The sequence below is a fragment of the Rhodococcus sp. MS13 genome (assembly GCF_013277835.1).
Taxonomy (GTDB): Bacteria; Actinomycetota; Actinomycetes; order Mycobacteriales; family Mycobacteriaceae; genus Rhodococcus_F; species Rhodococcus_F erythropolis.
Genome location: NZ_VBTL01000006.1, coordinates 36,107 through 54,077, shown reverse-complemented (window position 1 = coordinate 54,077; position 17,971 = coordinate 36,107). Strand labels below are relative to the sequence as shown.

Below are 17,971 nucleotides of genomic sequence, written 5' to 3'. Positions count from 1 at the left end.
GTAGAGCTCGCTACCGACAGTAATTACTTGTTGTGGCGCAGAACCTTCGTGCGCAGAACCGACTCGTTCAGACCGAGCTGACGATCGAGCTCAGCGACGGTGGCGGGAGTGGCGTTGATGTCGATCACCGCGTAGATACCTTCAGCATGCTTCAGGATCTCGTAGGCGAGACGACGCTTACCCCAGACATCGACCTTGTCGATCGTGCCGCCGTGCTGGCGCACAACATTGAGGAACGTATCCAGTGAAGGAGCGACAGTGCGCTCGTCCAGGCTGGGGTCAAGGATGACCATCAATTCGTAATGACGCATAAGACCTCATCACCTCCTGTGGACTAAGTGAAAACGGCCACGGACTATCCGTGGCAGGAGGGTCGTTGCGTCAGCAACCCTCGTAGGTTACACGAGGGGCCTTGACCAGGGAAATCGTCCCGGCCCTCCGGGAAGACCACCAGATCGATGCGCGACGCGTGGCGCAGACGCATCACCCCGCGAGCCACTGCGCCCCCTAGGGTGAGAATCATGCGAACAGACCGCAAGACCCCGGCGTCGATCCTGGCGTTGGTCGTCGGATTGTGCGGGCTGACGATGGCGCTGGGCTATTTCAACAAGGCCAGATGCGGCGGTGCACCGTTCGCGCCCGACGGCCGAAGCCTGAACTTCGACGTCAACAAGAACATCGACGTCTGCTACTCCGATATCCAGTTGCTCTGGCTCGGACGAGGAATCGATCAACATCTGTTCCCCTTTGTCACCGGAGGGATAACGCCCGAAGGATTCCTGACCGGCGGAACCGTCGAATACCCGGTGCTCAGCGGAATTCTGATGTGGCTGGGCGGTATCGGCTCACACACCGACACCGATTTCCTTCTGCACTCGGCACTGATCCTGGCTCCTTTCGGACTGCTCACGGCGTGGATGCTCGGCAAGATGAGCGGCGCGTACGCGCTCGTGTGGTCGGCGACTCCGCCCCTGGTTCTGTACGCATTCCACAACTGGGAGCTCCCGGTGGTGGCCACCAGCGTCGGCGCGATCTTCCTGATGACGTTCGAGCGGATTCCACTGCGAACTCGCGCGGTTCTGGCGGCCGTCATCCTGGCGATCGGTTTCTGTTTGAAGCTGTACCCGGGAATGTTCGTGCTGCCGCTCATGGCCTATGTGCTCCTACGCGGCACCGAAGGCAAGCGCTACGACGTTCGTGGGGCGCTGATGACGGCGGGCGCGGCGATCGTCACCGTCGTCCTCGTCAACCTGCCGTTCGCCCTCATTTCCTACGAAGGCTGGCGCGCGTCGTTCAGCTTCCAGGAGAAGCGAAGCGCCGACATCACCACCAACTCGGTGTGGTTCTGGGGGTTGCGCCCGTTCTACGGTTTCGGAGTTCGCGAACTCAACGCCGACTACGACGCACTGGTGAGCATCCTGTCTCCGGTCATGATCCTGGTCTCGTTCGCGCTCGCGATGTATCTGGGTTGGCGACGATACGTCCGCGACGGCTACTTTCCGTGGATTGCAGTCAGTGCCGCGATGTTGTGCGGATTCGTGTTGCTGCACAAGGTCAATTCACCGCAGTACACACTGTGGATCCTGCCGTTCCTCGTACTGTTCAAGATCCGGTGGTTCTGGATCGTCGCCTATCTGATCGCCGACGCGGCGTTGGGTATCGGCATCTTCCGGTACTTCTACCAACTGGACATGAATCTCGATCCGAGCAAGTACGAAGCCGTCGTCCAGGCGAGTGTGTGGGGCCACGTCGTCCTGCTCGCCGTGTTCTTCTTCTTGTTCCTGCGAGTCCCACTGCGGTATCCGCTTGCCGGTGGGACCGATCAGATTGCGAACTCCGACAACAACCTTCCGACTCACTCACGGGAGCACGCCTGATGACTGCATCATGGTTCGAATCACCGACGCTGACCGGTGATCGTGTCCGACTCGAACCCCTGGGCTTCGCGCACACCGACGCTCTGCTCGCGGCGGCCGACGACGCGGCGATCTTTCGTTGGACCGCAGCGCCCATCACCGATCGGGAACAGGCACAGAGGTACATCTCTGCAGCCCTCGACGACCCGAATCGGATCGCCTTCGCGCAGGTGAACATCGCGACGAACGCCGTGGTCGGCACTACGTCCATGTACCAGATCGACCCGGTAAACCGCAGTCTTGCAATCGGATACACGTGGTTGTCGCGATCTGTTCAGGGAACCGGGATCAATCCCGAATCGAAGCTGCTCCTGCTTCGCCACGCCTTCGACCAGCTCGAGGCCGTACGCGTCGAGTGGCACACGGACGAGTTCAACGAACAGTCCAGGGCAGCGATCGCAAAGCTCGGCGCTCAGTTCGAGGGCCTGCTGCGCAAGCACCGACGCCGCGTCGACGGCAGTTGGCGTACAACAGCGCTGTTCGCGATGACCGACGAAGACTGGCCGACCATCGCACCTCAGCTCGAGACACGTACCCGAAACTAGCGATCACCTGCACTCTTCGGCCAAGTCCATGCCAAGATTCACCTCATGAGCGATCAGGGTGGGTACGGGTACCAGGGCAATCAGAATTGGCAACCGGCTCCGTACGGGCAGCCCGATCCGTACGGCAGGCGCCCGACGAACACACTCGCGGTGCTCGCCCTCGTCTTCGCGTTCCTCATCGCGCCGTTGGGGATCGTCTTCGGGCACATCGCTCGCGGCCAGATCAAACGGACCGGCGAAGAAGGCGACGGACTCGCCCTTGCCGGACTGATCATCGGCTACATCTTCACCGCACTCGGCATCCTGGCCGTGATCGTGTGGATCGCGTTCTTCGGGCTGCTCGCCGCCGCTTTCGGCAACGCCGCCAATGACGCGAGTTCGCGGAGTTTCACCTACACGACGCCGTACTCGTACTCCACGACCACGACTCGGGCACCGAGTGCACCCACCACAGCGCCGAAAACGACGACGCCACCACGCGTCACAACCTCGATCGGTCCGGCGCCGACCGTCTCTGGCACCGACCGTCAGGGTTTCATCTCCGGCGGCCCCAGTTGCAACTCCACCAATCCTGCCGTCGCCATCGCCGTCACGACCGGATCACGAATCGTCATCTGCGAAACGGGAGTCGGCCGCTACTACTACAAGGGTCAACGGCTGAGCGACGGCGCCACCATCGAACTCGACGATCCGACGCCCACCGGCAACGGATTCACCGTCACCAACAAGGACGTGACGTACCAGCTCACCTCCGCCGGACTGGTGATCACCGGCAGCGGAGGCGAGCTGGGTCGGGAACCGGCGCTCGAGTTCTGGATGAACTGACCCACGTCAGCCGGCGCACGGATCCTGATAGGGAACACCGGGCAGGTAACGCTCCCATTCGGCTTCCGTGATGGGAGATCCTGCGGTGCGGCACAATCGATCAACGACGCTGTCGGGGTCGATTCCCCACAAGCGAACGGTCTTGTCCGACCCGCTGCCCGCGATCATGTCACTCTCGCCGGCGAACTGAGCGTCGTTGACGCGACCCGGGTAGGCGGACAGCGTCGCAAATCGTGTTGACCGCGAGGGGGTCTCGATATCCCAGAGCCAGACGGTTCCGTCGCCGACACCGGCAGCGAGCCGATCACCGGCGCGGTTGAACGAGATCGAATAGATTGCGCCCTCGGGACCGAGAAGACGAGCGAGCTCCTCGGGTGCCGACGGTGTGCGTACGTCCCACACGGCGACCCTGTGATCCGCACTTCCGGCGGCCAACAACGTCCCGTCGGCGCTGAAAGACACTGCTAGTGCGTAACTTTCGAATCCACCCACCGTCGCCGCCACCCGGGGCGACGCTGGGTTCGACACATCCCACAGATCCACTTCGTTCTTGGCGTTCGCGATCGCTAGGATGTCGGCGCCCGGTTGAAATGCCATCATCTGCGGGTAAGAGCCGACATCGGTCGACGACAGCAGCTTCGGTTCCGATGGATCGGAAACGTCGACCAACGCAATGCTGTTGTCGTCCTGCGAGGACACCGCCAGCAGATCTCCGGCGGGATTCAACGCGACGACCGCCACGATGCCCTTCACGTACACCGCGGGTTCGCTGTAGATCCGTGGCGACGCCGGATCACTCAGGTCCCAAAGATATGCACCGCCGCCGCCGGTGCCGCTCACAGCCAGGTTCCCGTCTGCCGACACCGCCGACGCACCGCTGAAAGAGTCGTCCCCTTGCGGTTTCAACTCCGGCATCACCGCGGGGCGATCGAGATCCTCGGTGTTCCACGCCAACATCGCGCCACCCCTGGCCCCGACGCCGGCCACCAGACGCGAGCCGTCCGCGGCAAAGGGACTGGTGAAAATCGTGTCCCGAGGTCCCGCCCAGACCGGACCCGGTAGAGCCCACACGCGAGTCACACCGTTGAGTCCTCCGGTGACCAGGTTGCGGCCGTCGTCGCTGTAGTCGACGGTGGTCACCGCCCCACTGTCCGGAAGTGTTTCGATCAACGCCCCGGTTCGTGGGTCCCACACGCGCACGGAGTTGTCGGAACTTCCTGCGGCAAGACGTGTTCCGTCTTTGCCGTAGTTGAGTTCGTTGACGTAGCTGGAAAATCCCGTCAGTGCCGGCAGGGGAGTGGGGCGCGCCGGATCGCTCATGTCCCACCGAACCACCTCCCTGCCAGTGGTTCCCGCCGCAAGCTCGCGTCCGTCCGGACTGAAGGCGACACCGAGGTAGTGGACGGTGGTGCCGTTCGGCTCGGTCGCGAAGATCGGCGCCGATTCCTCACCCCACTTCGCGACGTCCCACACACGAAGTGTCGATTGACGCCCGCCTGCCACGAGGAAACGTCCGTCAGGACTGAACGTCGCGGTGACGATGCCGTCAGCTGGGTGCGGAAGAGCAGGCAAAGCAACGGCATTCGCGGAAACGTCGATGTTCCATCGCAGGACGTCGGGCGTCGAGGTACCGGCGACCAGCTTGGTTCCGTCTGGACTGAACTCCATGTCCTGCACTACGCGTTCACCGTCGACGGGAAGAGTTCCACGGACCGGATTCTCGGGATCCGACACGTCCCACAGCGCAGCGCCGCCGGCGCCACCAGTCGCAAGCAGCCGTCCGTCCGGGCTGTAGGCGACAGCAAAGAGGGCCGTGCCCTCCGAGACTCCGAGGAACTCCGCCTGCGGAACAGCTGAGGCCACACCGTCGACCATCGGATAAAGTCTGACCTTCCCATCCGAACCACCCACCGCCACAACAGTTCCGGCTGGGTTTATCCGGGCCTTCATCGCGCCGGGCGGTCCGATGATGCGAGTAGCCGAATGAACGCCCGACGCATCCAGCAATGCCGAGCGGGCTTCGGTCGTTTCGTTGACCGCAAATGCCGCCAGAGCAAGCTGCGACGCCAGCGACGGATCCCGCTCGCGCATCCTGATCGACTCGGTGGCCACCTGACGCGACATCGCCTCGTCTCGCGCGGTATCTGCTTGGACACGTTGACGATTCGCTCCGATACCGGCGACGGTCGCAACCACCGCCAACACCAGAGCGATCACCGACGCGGCTGCCAACGCAGTCACGAGCCGTCGCAGAACGCGTGTACGTCGGCGATCGGCAAATTCCTGCTGATCACGATGCTCGATGCTCGCAGCGAGGTACTCCCGCTCGGTGGCGTTGAGGTCGGCGGCGCGGGTCCGACTCGGTTCCAGTGGGAGACCGAGTTCACCCGAGTTCAGCCATTCTTCCGTCAGGTGAAGACGTGCGGGTCCGAGCAGCGCACCGGGGTCGCGTCCACTGTCTTCCCACACCTGCGCCGCGTACGTGAACCGGCGATGCACCGCCAGGCCGGCGCGGTCCGAGTCGATCCAATCGCGAAGCCGACTCCACGCTGACAGTAAGACCTCGTGCGAAACCTCGACCGTCTCTTCGTCGACGGTGAGAAGGCGCCGTAAGGCGAACCGGTCGATGACGGTGTTCACGTCGTCGACGTCGTCACCGAGGAAGAGTTCGGTGCGCGGTGCACGCCGACGCGTCTGCGTCACTTCGTCGACGTTGACCAATCGCAGGAAGATCCTGCGCGCCAACTGCTGCTGCCGCTCTGTGAGCTCGCCGTACACTTCCTCCGCGCTTTGCTGGACGGCTCCGGCAATCCCGTCGGTGGCGTAGTAATCCGAGACGGTCAGAGTTTTACGCGTCGACCGTTGCCAGGTCCCCAACAGTGCGTGTGACAGCAAGGGCAAAGCTCCGGGGTCGCTCGCCGTACGCGAGCCGCGTGGTGTCAGCTCGGATACCAGAACCTGAACCAATTCGCTCTGCACGGTCATCCCGGCCTTGATCGCCGGCTCGACGATCACCTCGCGCAATTGTTCGTCGGTCAGTGGCCCGACCACCATCGGCGAATCGTCGAGCAGCGGCACCAAAAGCGGTTCCTCCGCCGCGAGCCCGTAGAAGTCGGCGCGCATTCCGATGACGGCGATGGTGTTCTCACCGAGTTCCGCGAGAGTCCGCAGTATTTCCTCGCGCCGATCACCGTCGCACTGCGTCCACAGTTCCTCGAACTGGTCGAGGATCAAGACGGTTGGTTCGTCGGAAATCGACGACGGAATTCCTCCCGTACCCGGCTGCAGGATTTCCACCCGCCAGCCGTCGAACCGCGAATCGCCCTCGGCAACCTTGGGGGCGAGCCCGGCCCGCAGCAACGACGACTTACCCGATCCGGAAGCACCGATCACCATGAACTGACGGCGGCCGACACCTCGTATCGCCGACGCCACCCGCTCGACCAAGTTGGCAGTGAGTTCGTCTCGACCGAAGAACCACTCGGCGTCCTCTTGTCGGAAAGATTCGAGACCTCGATACGGAACGGTGGCGTCGCCGCGTCGTCTGGCCGTCAGCTGCCTCACTCGTTGCACCGCACCGATCCAGCGCTGCCGCTCATCCTCGGAGTCGACACCGCAGGCCTCGAGGAGCGCAAAAAACATCGGGGTACTCGCCGGCGTCGGCAGGTGTTGGCCGGCGAACCATCCGCTGACGGTTCCGTGCAAACCACCCGAACGCTCGACGGCTTCGCGGACCGTCAGTCCGGCTGCCTTCCGCAACGCCGTGAGCGCCTCAGCAAACTGTCCACGCGACTCGATCTGGCCCGGATCGACCTGATTGCGCCTACCGGCTTCCGCCTTCGAGTTCATAGCGAGGCACTCTATCGGAGCAGGTAGGAGATTTGTCCGTTGTATGGACTCTGTATCGAGAGAGTTGCGTCCGTTCCACTGAGACGCCTAGATCGAAATACTCGTTCTCAGTCGCGCCCCATCTCAGCAGCCCTTCTGCAAATACGGCAGTCGACGCCCATTCCCTCCGTCGAAAGGCGCTGCGCGCATGTCTTCAATCGGCTTTTCTCCGAAGATCGAGGCAAACGTGTCCCGAGTCGGCAACCCCAAGCACGGCAAGCACAAGCCGAAGCTGAGCGTCCGCGAGATCGAAGTACTTCTCGCCTGGCTTCGTTCGGATTCCAAGTCCGAGGTCGCCGAGACACTCGGCCTACGCGTCTGCACCGTCAACACACACATCACTCGGGTACGCACGAAGTACAGCGACGTCGGGCGGCCGGCTCCCACGAAGGCAGCGTTGTTCGCCCGCGCGGTCCAGGACGGGTACACCACCCTCGACGAGTGGTGACCTCAGACCGCGACGGTTTCCGGTTCCTTCGCTTTGGACGGCTTCAACCAACCGGGTAGCCAGGCAGGTTGTTTGTCCGGAGCCTGATCGAGAACACCGCCCGCCGGATCGTCGATGAACCCGTACCGCACGAGATCCTCCGACGGCCGGTAGATCTGACGGAGCACCAGCGCGCACAGAACGAGTACCGCGATGTCCCGGATCACGACGGTTCCGGTGAACCACTGCTCGGGCAGCCCCTTGTTGGACACCCCGAGGTAATACATCATTCGAGGAACCCAGACCAGGGCGTCGATGGTCATCCACGCGAGCAGGAGTCTGCGGTGCGGCAAGGCCAACACGGCCAGCGGCACCAGCCACAGAGAATACTGCGGGCTCCACACCTTGTTGGTGAGCAAGAAGCCCGCCACCAACAGGAAGCACAACTGCGCAACGCGCGGACGACGCTGCGCCGTCAGGGCGACGTATCCGACACCGATGCAGACGGCCACGAACAAAAGCAGAGAGACGGCGTTGAGATTCGACGGTGACTCGCCCTGTGCGAGAGGACCGTCGAGGCCCTTCCACGACGTGAACGACGCGATCACGTTGTAGAGGGAATCTGGATCGGCCCCGCGCTCGGAGTTGAGCCGGAAGAACTCGTACCAACCATGCGGGTACAGCGCGGCGATGGGCAGGTTCACCGCAAGCCATGCCGCGACGGCACTGAGTGCGGTCACCAGCCAGTCCCTCGTCTTGCCCGCGCGCAGACACAGGACGAAAAGCGGTCCGAGTAGGAGCAGCGGGTAGAGCTTCGCGGCGCCGCCCAGGCCGAGCAGGATTCCCGCGAGCACTGGCCGCTTGCGTGCCCACGCCAACAACCCGCCAGCCGCGAACGCCGTCGCCAGAGGATCGAAGTTCGTGAACACGTGCACGATCACCAACGGGGAACACGCGATGAGCGCGCCGTCCCACACTCGTCGTCCGGCCAGCAGGGTGCTCGCCCACACGGTGACCAGCCACGCCAACGCCAACCCGAACGCCACGACGTTGAAATAGAGCGCCACCTGAATCGCGCCCGGCAGCCAGGTGATCGAATCCCACGCCTTGGCGACCTTCATCGCGCCGTACTGATAGAGCCCCGAGATCACCGGATACTCCATGTACCGCATCTGGATCGAACCGTCGCCGCGTACTTCTTCCCACGACGTCTTGTACGGGAATGCTCCCTGATCGAGGCGTTCGGCCCCGTACAGCGGAACGGTGTCGGAGTAACACATGGCCACGTACTGACGGCTGCCACTCCAGTCGAGGCCGACCTGCCCGCTCTCGCCGACCGGCGCCTGCTGAATACAGCCGGCCTTCGCGAACCAGCCGAAAGCCAAGAACACCACGGCGAGCAGAAGGATCACTCGCATCGGTGTGAAGAAGCGAGTGCGTCCGATCAGTGCGTGACGACCTACCGGACCGCCGACGGTTCCCGACAGCGCAGACACCATCGCGTCGTTGCGACTGGGAACGTCCCGCCAATCCGCCGAACGAAGATCTTCGGCCAGCGGAGCTGGGGAGGTCGGTTCGGCATCATCAGCATTCGCGGCCACTCCGCGAGGTTACCGTCTTTCGAACCGACCACCCTCCAACTACTGGCCGGGGCTCACACCTGCCGGTTCTTCCTCGGTGGTCTCGCCTGCCCCTGGTACCTGCGGCGTGGTTGTCGTCGGCCGGGAGATGCCCGGAATCGGGATGGTGATGCCTGGCAGAACCTCGACCTGCGTCGTCGTCACCACGGGCGGCGGAGTGGTTTCCGTCGTCGTCGGTGCGGTGGTCGGCGGCGCCGACGTCTTGGGCGGTGCAGGTGCCGTGTACTCCGGAACACCACCGGCTTGGCCGTTGATCTTGCCCGGCGTCGGGAACTTCTCGTTGTCGGTGCCGTCGAGGGCGCCGTCCATCGTGTCCTTCCAGATGTCCGAAGGCAGACCCGAGCCGTAGATCATCGCGCCGCCCGAGTTGGTGATCGCTTCACCGTCGGGAGTTCCGACCCAGACCGCGGTCGAGAGTGACGGCGTGTAGCCGACCATCCATGCGTCCTTGTTGGCTCCGGTGTCACCGAGCTGCGCGGTACCTGTCTTCGACGCCGACAGACGTCCGCCGGCCAGGTTGTGACCGCGCGAGTACGCCGCGATCGGCTGCATCGCAGCCGTCACGTTGTCCGCCACGGCAGCGTCGATGCGGTCCTCACCGGCGGGTGCGCCGCGGTCCAGCAGCACGGTGCCGTCGGCGGCAACGACCTTCTGGACGAAGTGTGGTGCGTGATACGTGCCGGATGCGGCGAGCGTCGCGTACGACGACGCCATGTCGAGCACGCGGGCCTGGTACTGGCCGAGCACGATGCCGTTGTTGGGACCGGAACCGTCAGCCTCGGTGAGCGACGGGCCGACGCCCGGGATGTCCTTCGGGATGCCTGCTTGGTGTGCGATGTCCGCGATTGCCTGCGGGCCGTTGCCGTCGAGGCTGAGCATCTGGCGGTAGAAGCTGGTGTTCAGCGAACGCTTGAGCGCCTCTGCGATGGTGCAGGTGCCGCAGCTTTCACCTTCGACGTTGCCGATGGAGATGCCGTTGACGGTCAGCGGCGAGCTGTCGTACATCTGCGAGAGCGGGATTCCCTGATCCAGGGCGGCTGCGAGACCGAACACCTTGAACGAGGAACCGGTCTGAAGTCCGGCATTCGCGAAGTCGTATCCCGCGCCGTCCTCACCGCCGTAGTACGCCTTGACGGCTCCGGTCTTCGGGTCGACCGATACAACGGCGGTGCGCAGGTTCTCCGGCTCACCCTCCATGTTGGAACGGGCTGCCTCGACCGCTGCGGCCTGAGCCTGCGGGTCGATGGTCGTGGTGATCTGCAAGCCCTCGGTGTTGAGCAACTGCTCGCTGATTCCGGCGTCGCCGATCTCCTTGAGCACCTGACGCTTGATCAGGCCCTCGGGTCCGGTCGAGCCTTGGCTGCTGTTGTCGACCTGGGCGAGCGGGATGTAGGCGGGGTACTGCATCGGCGTGCGCGCGGCCTGATCCAGCGTGCCGGCGGACACCATGCCGTCGAGCACGTAATCCCAACGGGACTTCGCGCCGGTCGGGTTGGTCTCGGGATCGAGGAGCGACGGAAGCTGAATCGACGATGCCAGGACGGCGCCTTCTTCGATGGTCAGCTGGTCGACGGGCTTGCCGAAGTAAGCCTTGGATGCTGCGCCGATGCCGTATGCGCCGCGACCGAAGTAAATGGTGTTCAGATACGCGGCGAGGATGTCGTCCTTGGACCACTCGTTGGCCATCTTCGAGGAGATGACGAGCTCTTTCATCTTTCGCGTCAGCGAACGCTCCGAGCCGACGAGCGCCTTCTTCACGTACTGCTGCGTGATGGTCGAGCCACCACCGGCACTGTCGCGACCGAGGACGTTGTCTCGGGCTGCGCGTGCGAAACCGGAGATCGAGAAGCCCGGGTTCGAGTAGAAATCGCGGTCCTCTGCGGCCAGAACGGCGTTCCGAACGTGAAGCGGTACCTGATCGAGCGAAACCTCGACGCGGTTGCCGTCCGGCGGGACGACGGTACTGATCACCGTGGTGCCGTCGGCGGCGAAGACCGTCGCCACCTGATTGGTCTTGAGGTCACCTGGCTTGGGGACGTCCTGCACGATGTACGCCGCCATGAAGGCAAGGACGGGCAGAACAAGACCGAGCGCCACCAAGACGTAGGCCGAGCGGCGAACTGTGCGCCACTTGGACTTCTTCTTCACGGTGCTCTTTCTTCCCTTCGGGGGTTGTCCGTCGTTGCCACCGCCACCGGAGCCACCTGTCGGCGGCTTCGTCGGCGGAGGTCCGACTGGCGGGCGGGTGCCCGCGTTGGTACGGGTGGTCGCTGCTGCTGCCGCGACGCGCTGGGTCGGTTCGTTTGCCTGAGCGCCTGCGGCGCGATCTCGAGGCGACGGGCCGGCAGGTCGGCCTTGCGGCGGACGACCCTGAGGAGGGGGACCGGCGGGGCGGCCCTGAGGAGGCGGGCCCGAAGGTCGACCCTGAGGCGGACGACCCTGAGGCGGGGGTCCCATCGGACGGCCTTGCTGCGGACGACCCTGAGGGGGCGGACCCATCGGAGGGCGTCCCTGCGGAGGTGAACCCTGCGGTGGTGGACCCATCGGACGTCCCTGCGGCGGACGACCCTGAGGAGGTCCGGCGGGACGGTTGGGACCGACGGGACGGCCACCCGGGTTGTTGCCTCCCGGGTTGTTGTTGCTGGGGGAACTCACGAATCAAATCTCCAGTGGTCACGGACCGATCACGTGCAGACTTCGATCGGGCCCTTCTTCGGGTGTGGCGTTACTCGCTGGCGGTGCGCCGGCTTGGTGGGCGTGCTCGCCGCGGTCGCGGCGGCGCAGGTACTGCGCCGAGCACATAGGACTGCACCAAGTGGTTCCAACTGCAGGTACGGCACACCTCTACAACGTGCACCGTGAACTCCTCTGCTGTTTCCGCAAGCCGAGCGAGCTCGTCCGAGGTTCGGGCCGATCCCGAAACCTGACCGAGCTTGTCGCCGAACACCCAGGACACGAGCGTCAACTGTTCCTTGCGGCAAATGGGGCAGACGACGTCGCTGCCCCGGCCGTGGAACTTCGCGGCTCTGAGTAGGTACGGATCGGCGTCACACACTTGCTTGACGTCGGTCCTACCCGCAGACACTTCGGCCAGCACAGACCGACGCGCGAGCGCGTAGTCCACAACTTGCCGCTGTATCCGCACCTGACCAGCGTACGTGCGTCCGTGCCGCCACGGACGGTTCGGGAGGGTCACGATGAACACATTTTGCGGTCCGGACGCATGGCGACCAGCCATTACGATCACTTCCTGTGAAGTCTTCCCGTTCCCCGATGACGCGTGCTCGTGATCTTGATCGCGTCGAAACGTGCAATGTGTTGGACGCCGCGTACGCCGAAGGGCAGTTGAGCGCGGAGGACTACTTCGAACGGACCGAAAAGGCGAGGTCCGCGAAAACCCTGCTCGAGCTCGCGCGCCTGGTCAACGATCTGCAGGTGCCGAAGATCGATACCACAACGGCGCCTCGGACGTCGGTGACGCGCAAGGCCGTGTACATCGGTGGCGCTGCTCTGATCGTCGTCGGCGCGGTCGCCGCGGTGGCCTGGAGTCGCTCACCATTGACGCCTTCGGAAGACATCACCGCCAGTTATGCCAGCACTACTTCCCTCGCGCCACCGTTGCCGACCACCACCCTGGTGCCGGAGCCGACCGTCGAACCGATACTGATCGCACACATCGACACATTGACTCCCGAGGGTATCGGCGCATTTATCGAGAAGTATCGCGACGAGTTCGGCGACATGTTCATCGATGACGCCAGCTTCCACGGCGACTTCTCCCTGGTGAGCCGGGCGGTACCCGACGCTCCAGCCCTCACCGAGTCCATCAGTTTTCGCGACGGCTTCGAGCGGGAAGTGACATCCATTCCGCGGCGAACGGGCCAGCCGACCTTCGATCTCGGTTCCATCCAGATCGACAAGCTCGCGCCGTACATGGTTAACATCGGCGCCTACGTCAATGTTTCGGACGCCACGATCACGCACTTGATCGTGGACGCGAACTACGGCCTCCCGGAGATCGCGATCTATGCGGAGAACGGACTCGGCCACCAAGGACGAATCGAGGTCACGCCGTGGGGCGAGATCTCTCGTTCCTACCCGTACGGGAGCTAGGGTGAGCCGGTGAGTGGGTCCCCGACTACTACCTCTACGCGCACCCGTGCGCGCGACGTCGACCGTTCCGATACCTGCGCCGTTCTCGATACGGCTCTGTCCGACGGCCAGATCACGGTCGACGAGCACGCGAACCGGACGGCTGCGGCCATGACCGCGACCACCCTCGGCCAGCTCGATCTACTGGTCCGCGATCTGCAGAAAGCAACGCTGCGCAACGCAGTTGCCAAAGTTCGTCGTATCGACAAGATCTGGTACCTCGCGGCCGCATCGGTTGTCTTCGCGGGCCTGATCGGGTTCCTCACCTTGTCCGCCGACGATTCACCCCCACCGCCTCCACCGGCGGCAGACGAAAACGTCGAACCGCTTGCCCCCATTGTGAGTTCGACACTGAACACCGTCACCGCAAGCGGGATCGGGGAATTTATCACAAAATACAGCACCAAGTACGGCACGACGATAATCGATTCCGTCAACTTCTACGACGGCTATGCAAGCGTTACTCGCGCCGCCGCTATCTCGCCGAATCTGGAGGAGGACATCGACTTTCGAGGCGGTTTCACACCACGTGACAGCACGTCGACTCGAGCGGCCAGCACTGCCACCTTCGACCTCGCTGCCGTCGACATCGACAAACTCGCCGGATATCTGGCAGGAGTGTCCGCAAATCTCAACGTCCCCGACGCCGAGATCACACACATCAGCATGAGTTCGTCGAGCGATGATCCACGCGTCTCCATCTACGTGAGCAACAACCTCGGCGCGAGCGGGTGGATGGACCTGACGCCTGACGGACGCCCGATCCGCTTGTCTCCCTTCACTCCTCGATAGGCCCGGACATGCCGAACGATCTGACCAGGACCACCCGCGCTCGCAATGCCGATCGCGAGGCTACCTGCGCGGTGCTGGACTCCGCCTTCGCCGACGGGCAACTCACGGCGACCGAGCACGACGAATTGACCGAACTCGCCGCGGTGGCTGTCACTCTCGGCGATCTCGAAGATTTGACGTCCGATCTGCAGACCGAAGCGTCTCTGCCTGTTCTCCGGAAAGAACCTTCGCTCGACACGCGTTTGATCGCCCTTGCGATCATCGCTCTGTCACTGGTGTCGGCAATCGGCTTCGGAATCAAATATGTGGCGTCGGACGTCACGATCTTCTCCAGCCCCGAGCCACAGTTGCACACCGTCGACGGCCTGGGGGCGATGTTCCGTGCCATCGAAACGGAGTACGGCAGCGGACTGGTCGACGAGATGACCATCTATCCCACTTATGCACGCGTAACGCGCGCCGATCCTGCTGCGCAGCGCAAGAGCCTCGACAGTTACTACCGAGGCGACCTCGAGGACACGACTTCGGGAGGATCGCGCGAACCCGGCGTGACACAGATCGACGTCACACAGCTCGATCCTCGCATCGTGATCGCCCTGCTCGACGGCGCCGGAACCACAACGTCGGTGCAAAATCCGACCACTCGGTACGTCTCTGTCGGAAGCACCGAAACCGTGCCGACCATCGAGATCCACGTCGGCAACGACCTCGACGAAAGCGGGTACCTGACCGCTGGCCTCGACGGGGAAATCATGTCGATCTACCCGTTCACCCCCTGATCTAGCCGTGACACCTTGGTACACGTATCGGGCCGCAGTGTGGTTTTATATATCGGCGCGATATAGTTGGTTATCGCATCAAGCGGTTAGGTTCAACGACTCGGGAGGTTTGTCAGTTGCTCGAACTCGCAATCCTCGGGCTGCTCCTCGAGTCACCGATGCACGGATACGAGCTGCGTAAGCGGCTCACTGGTCTGCTCGGCGCATTCCGCGCGTTCTCGTACGGATCGCTGTACCCGGCACTGCGGCGCATGCAAGCCGACGGATTGATCTCGGAAGACGTCGACACTGCCACCGGCACGCTCAAGCGTCGGGCGCGTCGCGTCTACCAGCTCACTCCGGAAGGTCGGCAACGGTTCACCGAACTGGTCGCCGACACCGGGCCGCAGAACTACACCGACGACGGTTTCGGCGTTCACCTCGCCTTCTTCAGCCGCACCCCCGCAGAAGCGCGGATGCGGATCCTCGAAGGCAGGCGACGCCAGGTCGAGGAGCGCCGTGAGGGGCTCCGCGAGGCCGTCGGTCGGGCCAGCGGATCGCTGGACCGCTATACCCGTCAGCTCCATCAGCTCGGACTCGAATCGAGTGAACGCGAAGTGCGTTGGCTCAACGAATTGATCGCAGCCGAGCAATCGACAACAGGAACATCCCGGAAAGAAGGAGAACCCGACCATGGGTGAGAACAGCACCGCGGTGCGCGTAGCCATTGTGGGCGTGGGTAACTGCGCCTCGTCCCTGGTTCAGGGCGTCCACTACTACAAGGATGCCGACGAGACCCAGACGGTCCCCGGCCTCATGCACGTCAAGTTCGGTAAGTACCACGTCCGCGACGTGCAGTTCGTCGCTGCGTTCGACGTCGACGCCAAGAAGGTCGGCTTCGACCTCTCCGAGGCGATCCTCGCGAGCGAGAACAACACCATCAAGATCGCCGACGTCCCGCCCCTGGACGTTCCCGTTCAGCGTGGCCCGACCCTCGACGGCATCGGCAAGTACTACGCCGAGACCATCGAGCTGTCCGACGCCGAGCCCGTCGACGTCGTCAAGGCACTCAAGGACGCTCAGGTCGACGTCCTCGTCTCCTACCTGCCCGTCGGTTCCGATGACGCTGACAAATTCTACGCACAGTGCGCGATCGACGCAGGCGTTGCATTCGTCAACGCCCTGCCCGTCTTCATCGCTTCCGACCCGGAGTGGGCTGCCAAGTTCAAGGACGCCGGCGTCCCGATCGTCGGCGACGACATCAAGAGCCAGGTCGGCGCCACCATCACCCACCGCGTGATGGCGAAGCTGTTCGAAGACCGCGGCGTCGTGCTGGACCGCACCTACCAGCTCAACGTCGGTGGAAACATGGACTTCAAGAACATGCTCGAGCGTGATCGCCTGGAGTCCAAGAAGGTTTCCAAGACCCAGGCCGTGACGTCCAACCTGACCGGCGCACTTGCCGGCAAGGTTCACGACCGCAACGTCCACATCGGTCCCTCGGACTACGTGGAGTGGCTCGACGACCGCAAGTGGGCATACGTCCGCCTCGAAGGCCGCGCCTTCGGTGACGCTCCCCTGAACCTGGAGTACAAGCTCGAGGTCTGGGATTCGCCCAACTCTGCCGGCATCATCATCGACGCCGTCCGCGCAGCCAAGATCGCCAAGGACCGCGGCATCGGTGGACCGGTTTACCCGGCTTCCGCTTACCTGATGAAGTCCCCGCCGGTCCAGATGGCCGACGACAAGGCTCGCATCGAGCTCGAAGCGTTCATCATCGGAGCCGATGAGGCGTAGCTAGACGCCGGGCCGACGAGGCCTGATTTAGGTTCACGCTGATTCGGGGTCTTGCGCCAACGGCGCAAGGCCCCGATTCTGTTATCCGCAGGGTGTTTCCGCATCCGCGCGGGTAATCACGCCTGCGGCTGCCGAATCGCTGCGCGGGTCCGGGTGCCGATCAGCGTGGAATGATGGACATCAGAACCATCACACGGATCGAGGACCCCATGTCGATTACGTCGCTGCCAGTGCTCGATCTGTCGCTTGCGCAGAATCCCGACACCGCCGAGCAGTTCCGCACTCAGCTCCGCGAGGCCACCCACGAGGTCGGATTCTTCTACCTGGTCGGCCACGGAATTCCCGACGAACTGCAGCGACGCCTCCTCGCCGTCGCCCGCGAGTTCTTCGCGCTACCGACTGCCGAGAAGCTCGCGATCGAGAACGTCCGCAGCCCGCACTTCCGTGGGTACACCAGGCTCGGCGGCGAACTGACCGAAGGCAAGCAGGACTGGCGCGAGCAGATCGACATCGGCGCCGAACAGCCCGCAGCCGAGCGCACCGACACCTCACCGGCCTGGGAGATCCTGCAGGGCCCCAACCAGTGGCCCGACGCCCTTCCCGAACTCCGCGACGTCATCACCGAGTGGAACGACACACTCACCTCGATCGCATTGAGCCTCTTACGCGAATGGGCGGTAGCCCTGGGCCAGGATGCGAACATCTTCGACGACGCGTTCGCTCACGATCCGTCGATCCTCATCAAGGTGGTGCGTTACCCGGGCCGCCCGAAAGGTGCCGGCTCCCAGGGCGTCGGCGGGCACAAGGACGCGGGTGTGCTGACCCTGCTCTATGTCGAACCGGGCAAGGGCGGTCTGCAGGTCGAGCACGACGGCGATTGGATCGACGCACCGCCGATCGACGGGGCGCTGGTGGTCAACATCGGCGAACTTCTCGAGGTCGCTACCGGCGGCTACTTGAAAGCGACTGTGCACCGGGTAGTTTCACCCGAGGGCGACGGCGAACGTATCTCGGTGCCGTTCTTCTTCAACCCGAACTACGCAGCGCAGATCCCGGAGTTCGACCTACCACCCGAGCTGGCGGCGCGCGCCACCGGCGTCACCGTGGACGCGAACAACCCGATCCACGATTCCTACGGGGCGAACGCCCTCAAGAGTCGACTACGCGCGCACCCCGATGTCGCGGCCCGATGGTGGCCGGACATCGTTGCGGCACAAAGCGCTACCTAGGG

At 63.7% G+C, this 17,971-nt stretch carries 15 protein-coding genes; 10 read left to right on the top strand and 5 right to left on the bottom strand.

Features of this window, described 5'->3' with window-relative positions; all coding sequences use genetic code 11:
- Positions 1-23 precede the first annotated feature (23 nt).
- Entirely contained in the window at positions 24-311 is a 288-nt protein-coding gene (gene rpsF / locus FEZ59_RS13935; protein WP_003941237.1) for a 30S ribosomal protein S6, read from the bottom strand.
- Positions 312-521: 210 nt separating this feature from the next.
- Here rpsF and FEZ59_RS13930 point away from each other — a divergent pair, with 210 nt between their 5' ends.
- From FEZ59_RS13930 to FEZ59_RS13920, 3 genes are read left to right on the top strand one after another with little or no spacing between them, the layout of a single operon-like run.
- Positions 522-1,877, top strand: coding sequence for a hypothetical protein (locus FEZ59_RS13930; protein ID WP_080910772.1), 1,356 nt, complete (start codon positions 522-524; stop codon positions 1,875-1,877).
- Entirely contained in the window at positions 1,877-2,461 is a 585-nt protein-coding gene (locus FEZ59_RS13925; protein WP_069145291.1) for a GNAT family protein, read from the top strand. Before FEZ59_RS13930 ends, FEZ59_RS13925 begins: the two co-directional genes overlap by 1 nt.
- 45 nt (positions 2,462-2,506) lie before the next feature.
- On the top strand, positions 2,507-3,286 hold the full coding sequence (locus tag FEZ59_RS13920; protein WP_020971364.1) for a DUF4190 domain-containing protein: 780 nt from the start codon (positions 2,507-2,509) through the stop codon (positions 3,284-3,286).
- A gap of 6 nt (positions 3,287-3,292) precedes the next feature.
- On the opposite strand, the gene FEZ59_RS13915 is transcribed toward FEZ59_RS13920, so the two are convergent.
- A complete protein-coding gene (locus tag FEZ59_RS13915) occupies positions 3,293-7,135 on the bottom strand; it encodes a helix-turn-helix domain-containing protein (RefSeq protein WP_172932793.1) in 3,843 nt (1,280 codons plus the stop codon).
- A 187-nt stretch (positions 7,136-7,322) separates the two neighbouring features.
- Here FEZ59_RS13915 and FEZ59_RS13910 point away from each other — a divergent pair, with 187 nt between their 5' ends.
- Entirely contained in the window at positions 7,323-7,622 is a 300-nt protein-coding gene (locus FEZ59_RS13910; protein WP_020909716.1) for a LuxR C-terminal-related transcriptional regulator, read from the top strand.
- Positions 7,623-7,624: 2 nt separating this feature from the next.
- On the opposite strand, the gene FEZ59_RS13905 is transcribed toward FEZ59_RS13910, so the two are convergent.
- The 3 genes from FEZ59_RS13905 to FEZ59_RS13895 form a co-directional block, all read right to left on the bottom strand.
- Positions 7,625-9,202, bottom strand: a complete 1,578-nt coding sequence (locus tag FEZ59_RS13905) for a glycosyltransferase 87 family protein (protein WP_029256732.1) — start codon at positions 9,200-9,202, stop codon at positions 7,625-7,627.
- Positions 9,203-9,241: 39 nt separating this feature from the next.
- A complete protein-coding gene (locus FEZ59_RS13900; protein ID WP_019746057.1) occupies positions 9,242-11,389 on the bottom strand; it encodes a transglycosylase domain-containing protein in 2,148 nt (715 codons plus the stop codon).
- A 577-nt stretch (positions 11,390-11,966) separates the two neighbouring features.
- Positions 11,967-12,386, bottom strand: coding sequence for a DUF5318 family protein (locus FEZ59_RS13895; protein ID WP_042448217.1), 420 nt, complete (start codon positions 12,384-12,386; stop codon positions 11,967-11,969).
- Between the two features lie 128 nt (positions 12,387-12,514).
- On the opposite strand from FEZ59_RS13895, the gene FEZ59_RS13890 reads away from it, so the two are divergent.
- The 6 genes from FEZ59_RS13890 (at position 12,515) to FEZ59_RS13865 (ending at position 17,969) form a co-directional block, all read left to right on the top strand.
- The gene (locus FEZ59_RS13890) at positions 12,515-13,354 is read left to right on the top strand and encodes a DUF1707 domain-containing protein (RefSeq protein ID WP_053062083.1); all 840 of its coding nucleotides are present in this window, start codon (positions 12,515-12,517) and stop codon (positions 13,352-13,354) included.
- A 9-nt stretch (positions 13,355-13,363) separates the two neighbouring features.
- A complete protein-coding gene (locus FEZ59_RS13885; protein ID WP_134999340.1) occupies positions 13,364-14,185 on the top strand; it encodes a DUF1707 domain-containing protein in 822 nt (273 codons plus the stop codon).
- An 8-nt stretch (positions 14,186-14,193) separates the two neighbouring features.
- On the top strand, positions 14,194-14,964 hold the full coding sequence (locus tag FEZ59_RS13880; protein WP_069145287.1) for a DUF1707 domain-containing protein: 771 nt from the start codon (positions 14,194-14,196) through the stop codon (positions 14,962-14,964).
- A 116-nt stretch (positions 14,965-15,080) separates the two neighbouring features.
- Positions 15,081-15,644 carry a PadR family transcriptional regulator gene (locus FEZ59_RS13875; protein ID WP_003946014.1) on the top strand — a complete coding sequence of 188 codons (564 nt, stop codon included), beginning with the start codon at positions 15,081-15,083 and terminating at the stop codon, positions 15,642-15,644.
- Positions 15,637-16,740 carry an inositol-3-phosphate synthase gene (locus FEZ59_RS13870; protein ID WP_003945979.1) on the top strand — a complete coding sequence of 368 codons (1,104 nt, stop codon included), beginning with the start codon at positions 15,637-15,639 and terminating at the stop codon, positions 16,738-16,740. Before FEZ59_RS13875 ends, FEZ59_RS13870 begins: the two co-directional genes overlap by 8 nt.
- 170 nt (positions 16,741-16,910) lie before the next feature.
- On the top strand, positions 16,911-17,969 hold the full coding sequence (locus FEZ59_RS13865) for a 2-oxoglutarate and iron-dependent oxygenase domain-containing protein (protein WP_019746062.1): 1,059 nt from the start codon (positions 16,911-16,913) through the stop codon (positions 17,967-17,969).
- Positions 17,970-17,971 lie beyond the last annotated feature (2 nt).

What these genes read in the sequence shown, in the direction of transcription:
- FEZ59_RS13910 (WP_020909716.1), top strand. Translation starts at nt 7,323, where the DNA reads ATGTCTTCAATCGGCTTTTCTCCGAAGATCGAGGCAAACGTGTCCCGA.
- FEZ59_RS13920 (WP_020971364.1), top strand. Translation starts at nt 2,507, where the DNA reads ATGAGCGATCAGGGTGGGTACGGGTACCAGGGCAATCAGAATTGGCAA.
- FEZ59_RS13915 (WP_172932793.1), bottom strand. Translation starts at nt 7,135, where the DNA reads ATGAACTCGAAGGCGGAAGCCGGTAGGCGCAATCAGGTCGATCCGGGC.
- FEZ59_RS13870 (WP_003945979.1), top strand. Translation starts at nt 15,637, where the DNA reads ATGGGTGAGAACAGCACCGCGGTGCGCGTAGCCATTGTGGGCGTGGGT.
- FEZ59_RS13930 (WP_080910772.1), top strand. Translation starts at nt 522, where the DNA reads ATGCGAACAGACCGCAAGACCCCGGCGTCGATCCTGGCGTTGGTCGTC.
- rpsF (WP_003941237.1), bottom strand. Translation starts at nt 311, where the DNA reads ATGCGTCATTACGAATTGATGGTCATCCTTGACCCCAGCCTGGACGAG.
- FEZ59_RS13865 (WP_019746062.1), top strand. Translation starts at nt 16,911, where the DNA reads ATGATGGACATCAGAACCATCACACGGATCGAGGACCCCATGTCGATT.
- FEZ59_RS13925 (WP_069145291.1), top strand. Translation starts at nt 1,877, where the DNA reads ATGACTGCATCATGGTTCGAATCACCGACGCTGACCGGTGATCGTGTC.
- FEZ59_RS13880 (WP_069145287.1), top strand. Translation starts at nt 14,194, where the DNA reads ATGCCGAACGATCTGACCAGGACCACCCGCGCTCGCAATGCCGATCGC.
- FEZ59_RS13890 (WP_053062083.1), top strand. Translation starts at nt 12,515, where the DNA reads ATGACGCGTGCTCGTGATCTTGATCGCGTCGAAACGTGCAATGTGTTG.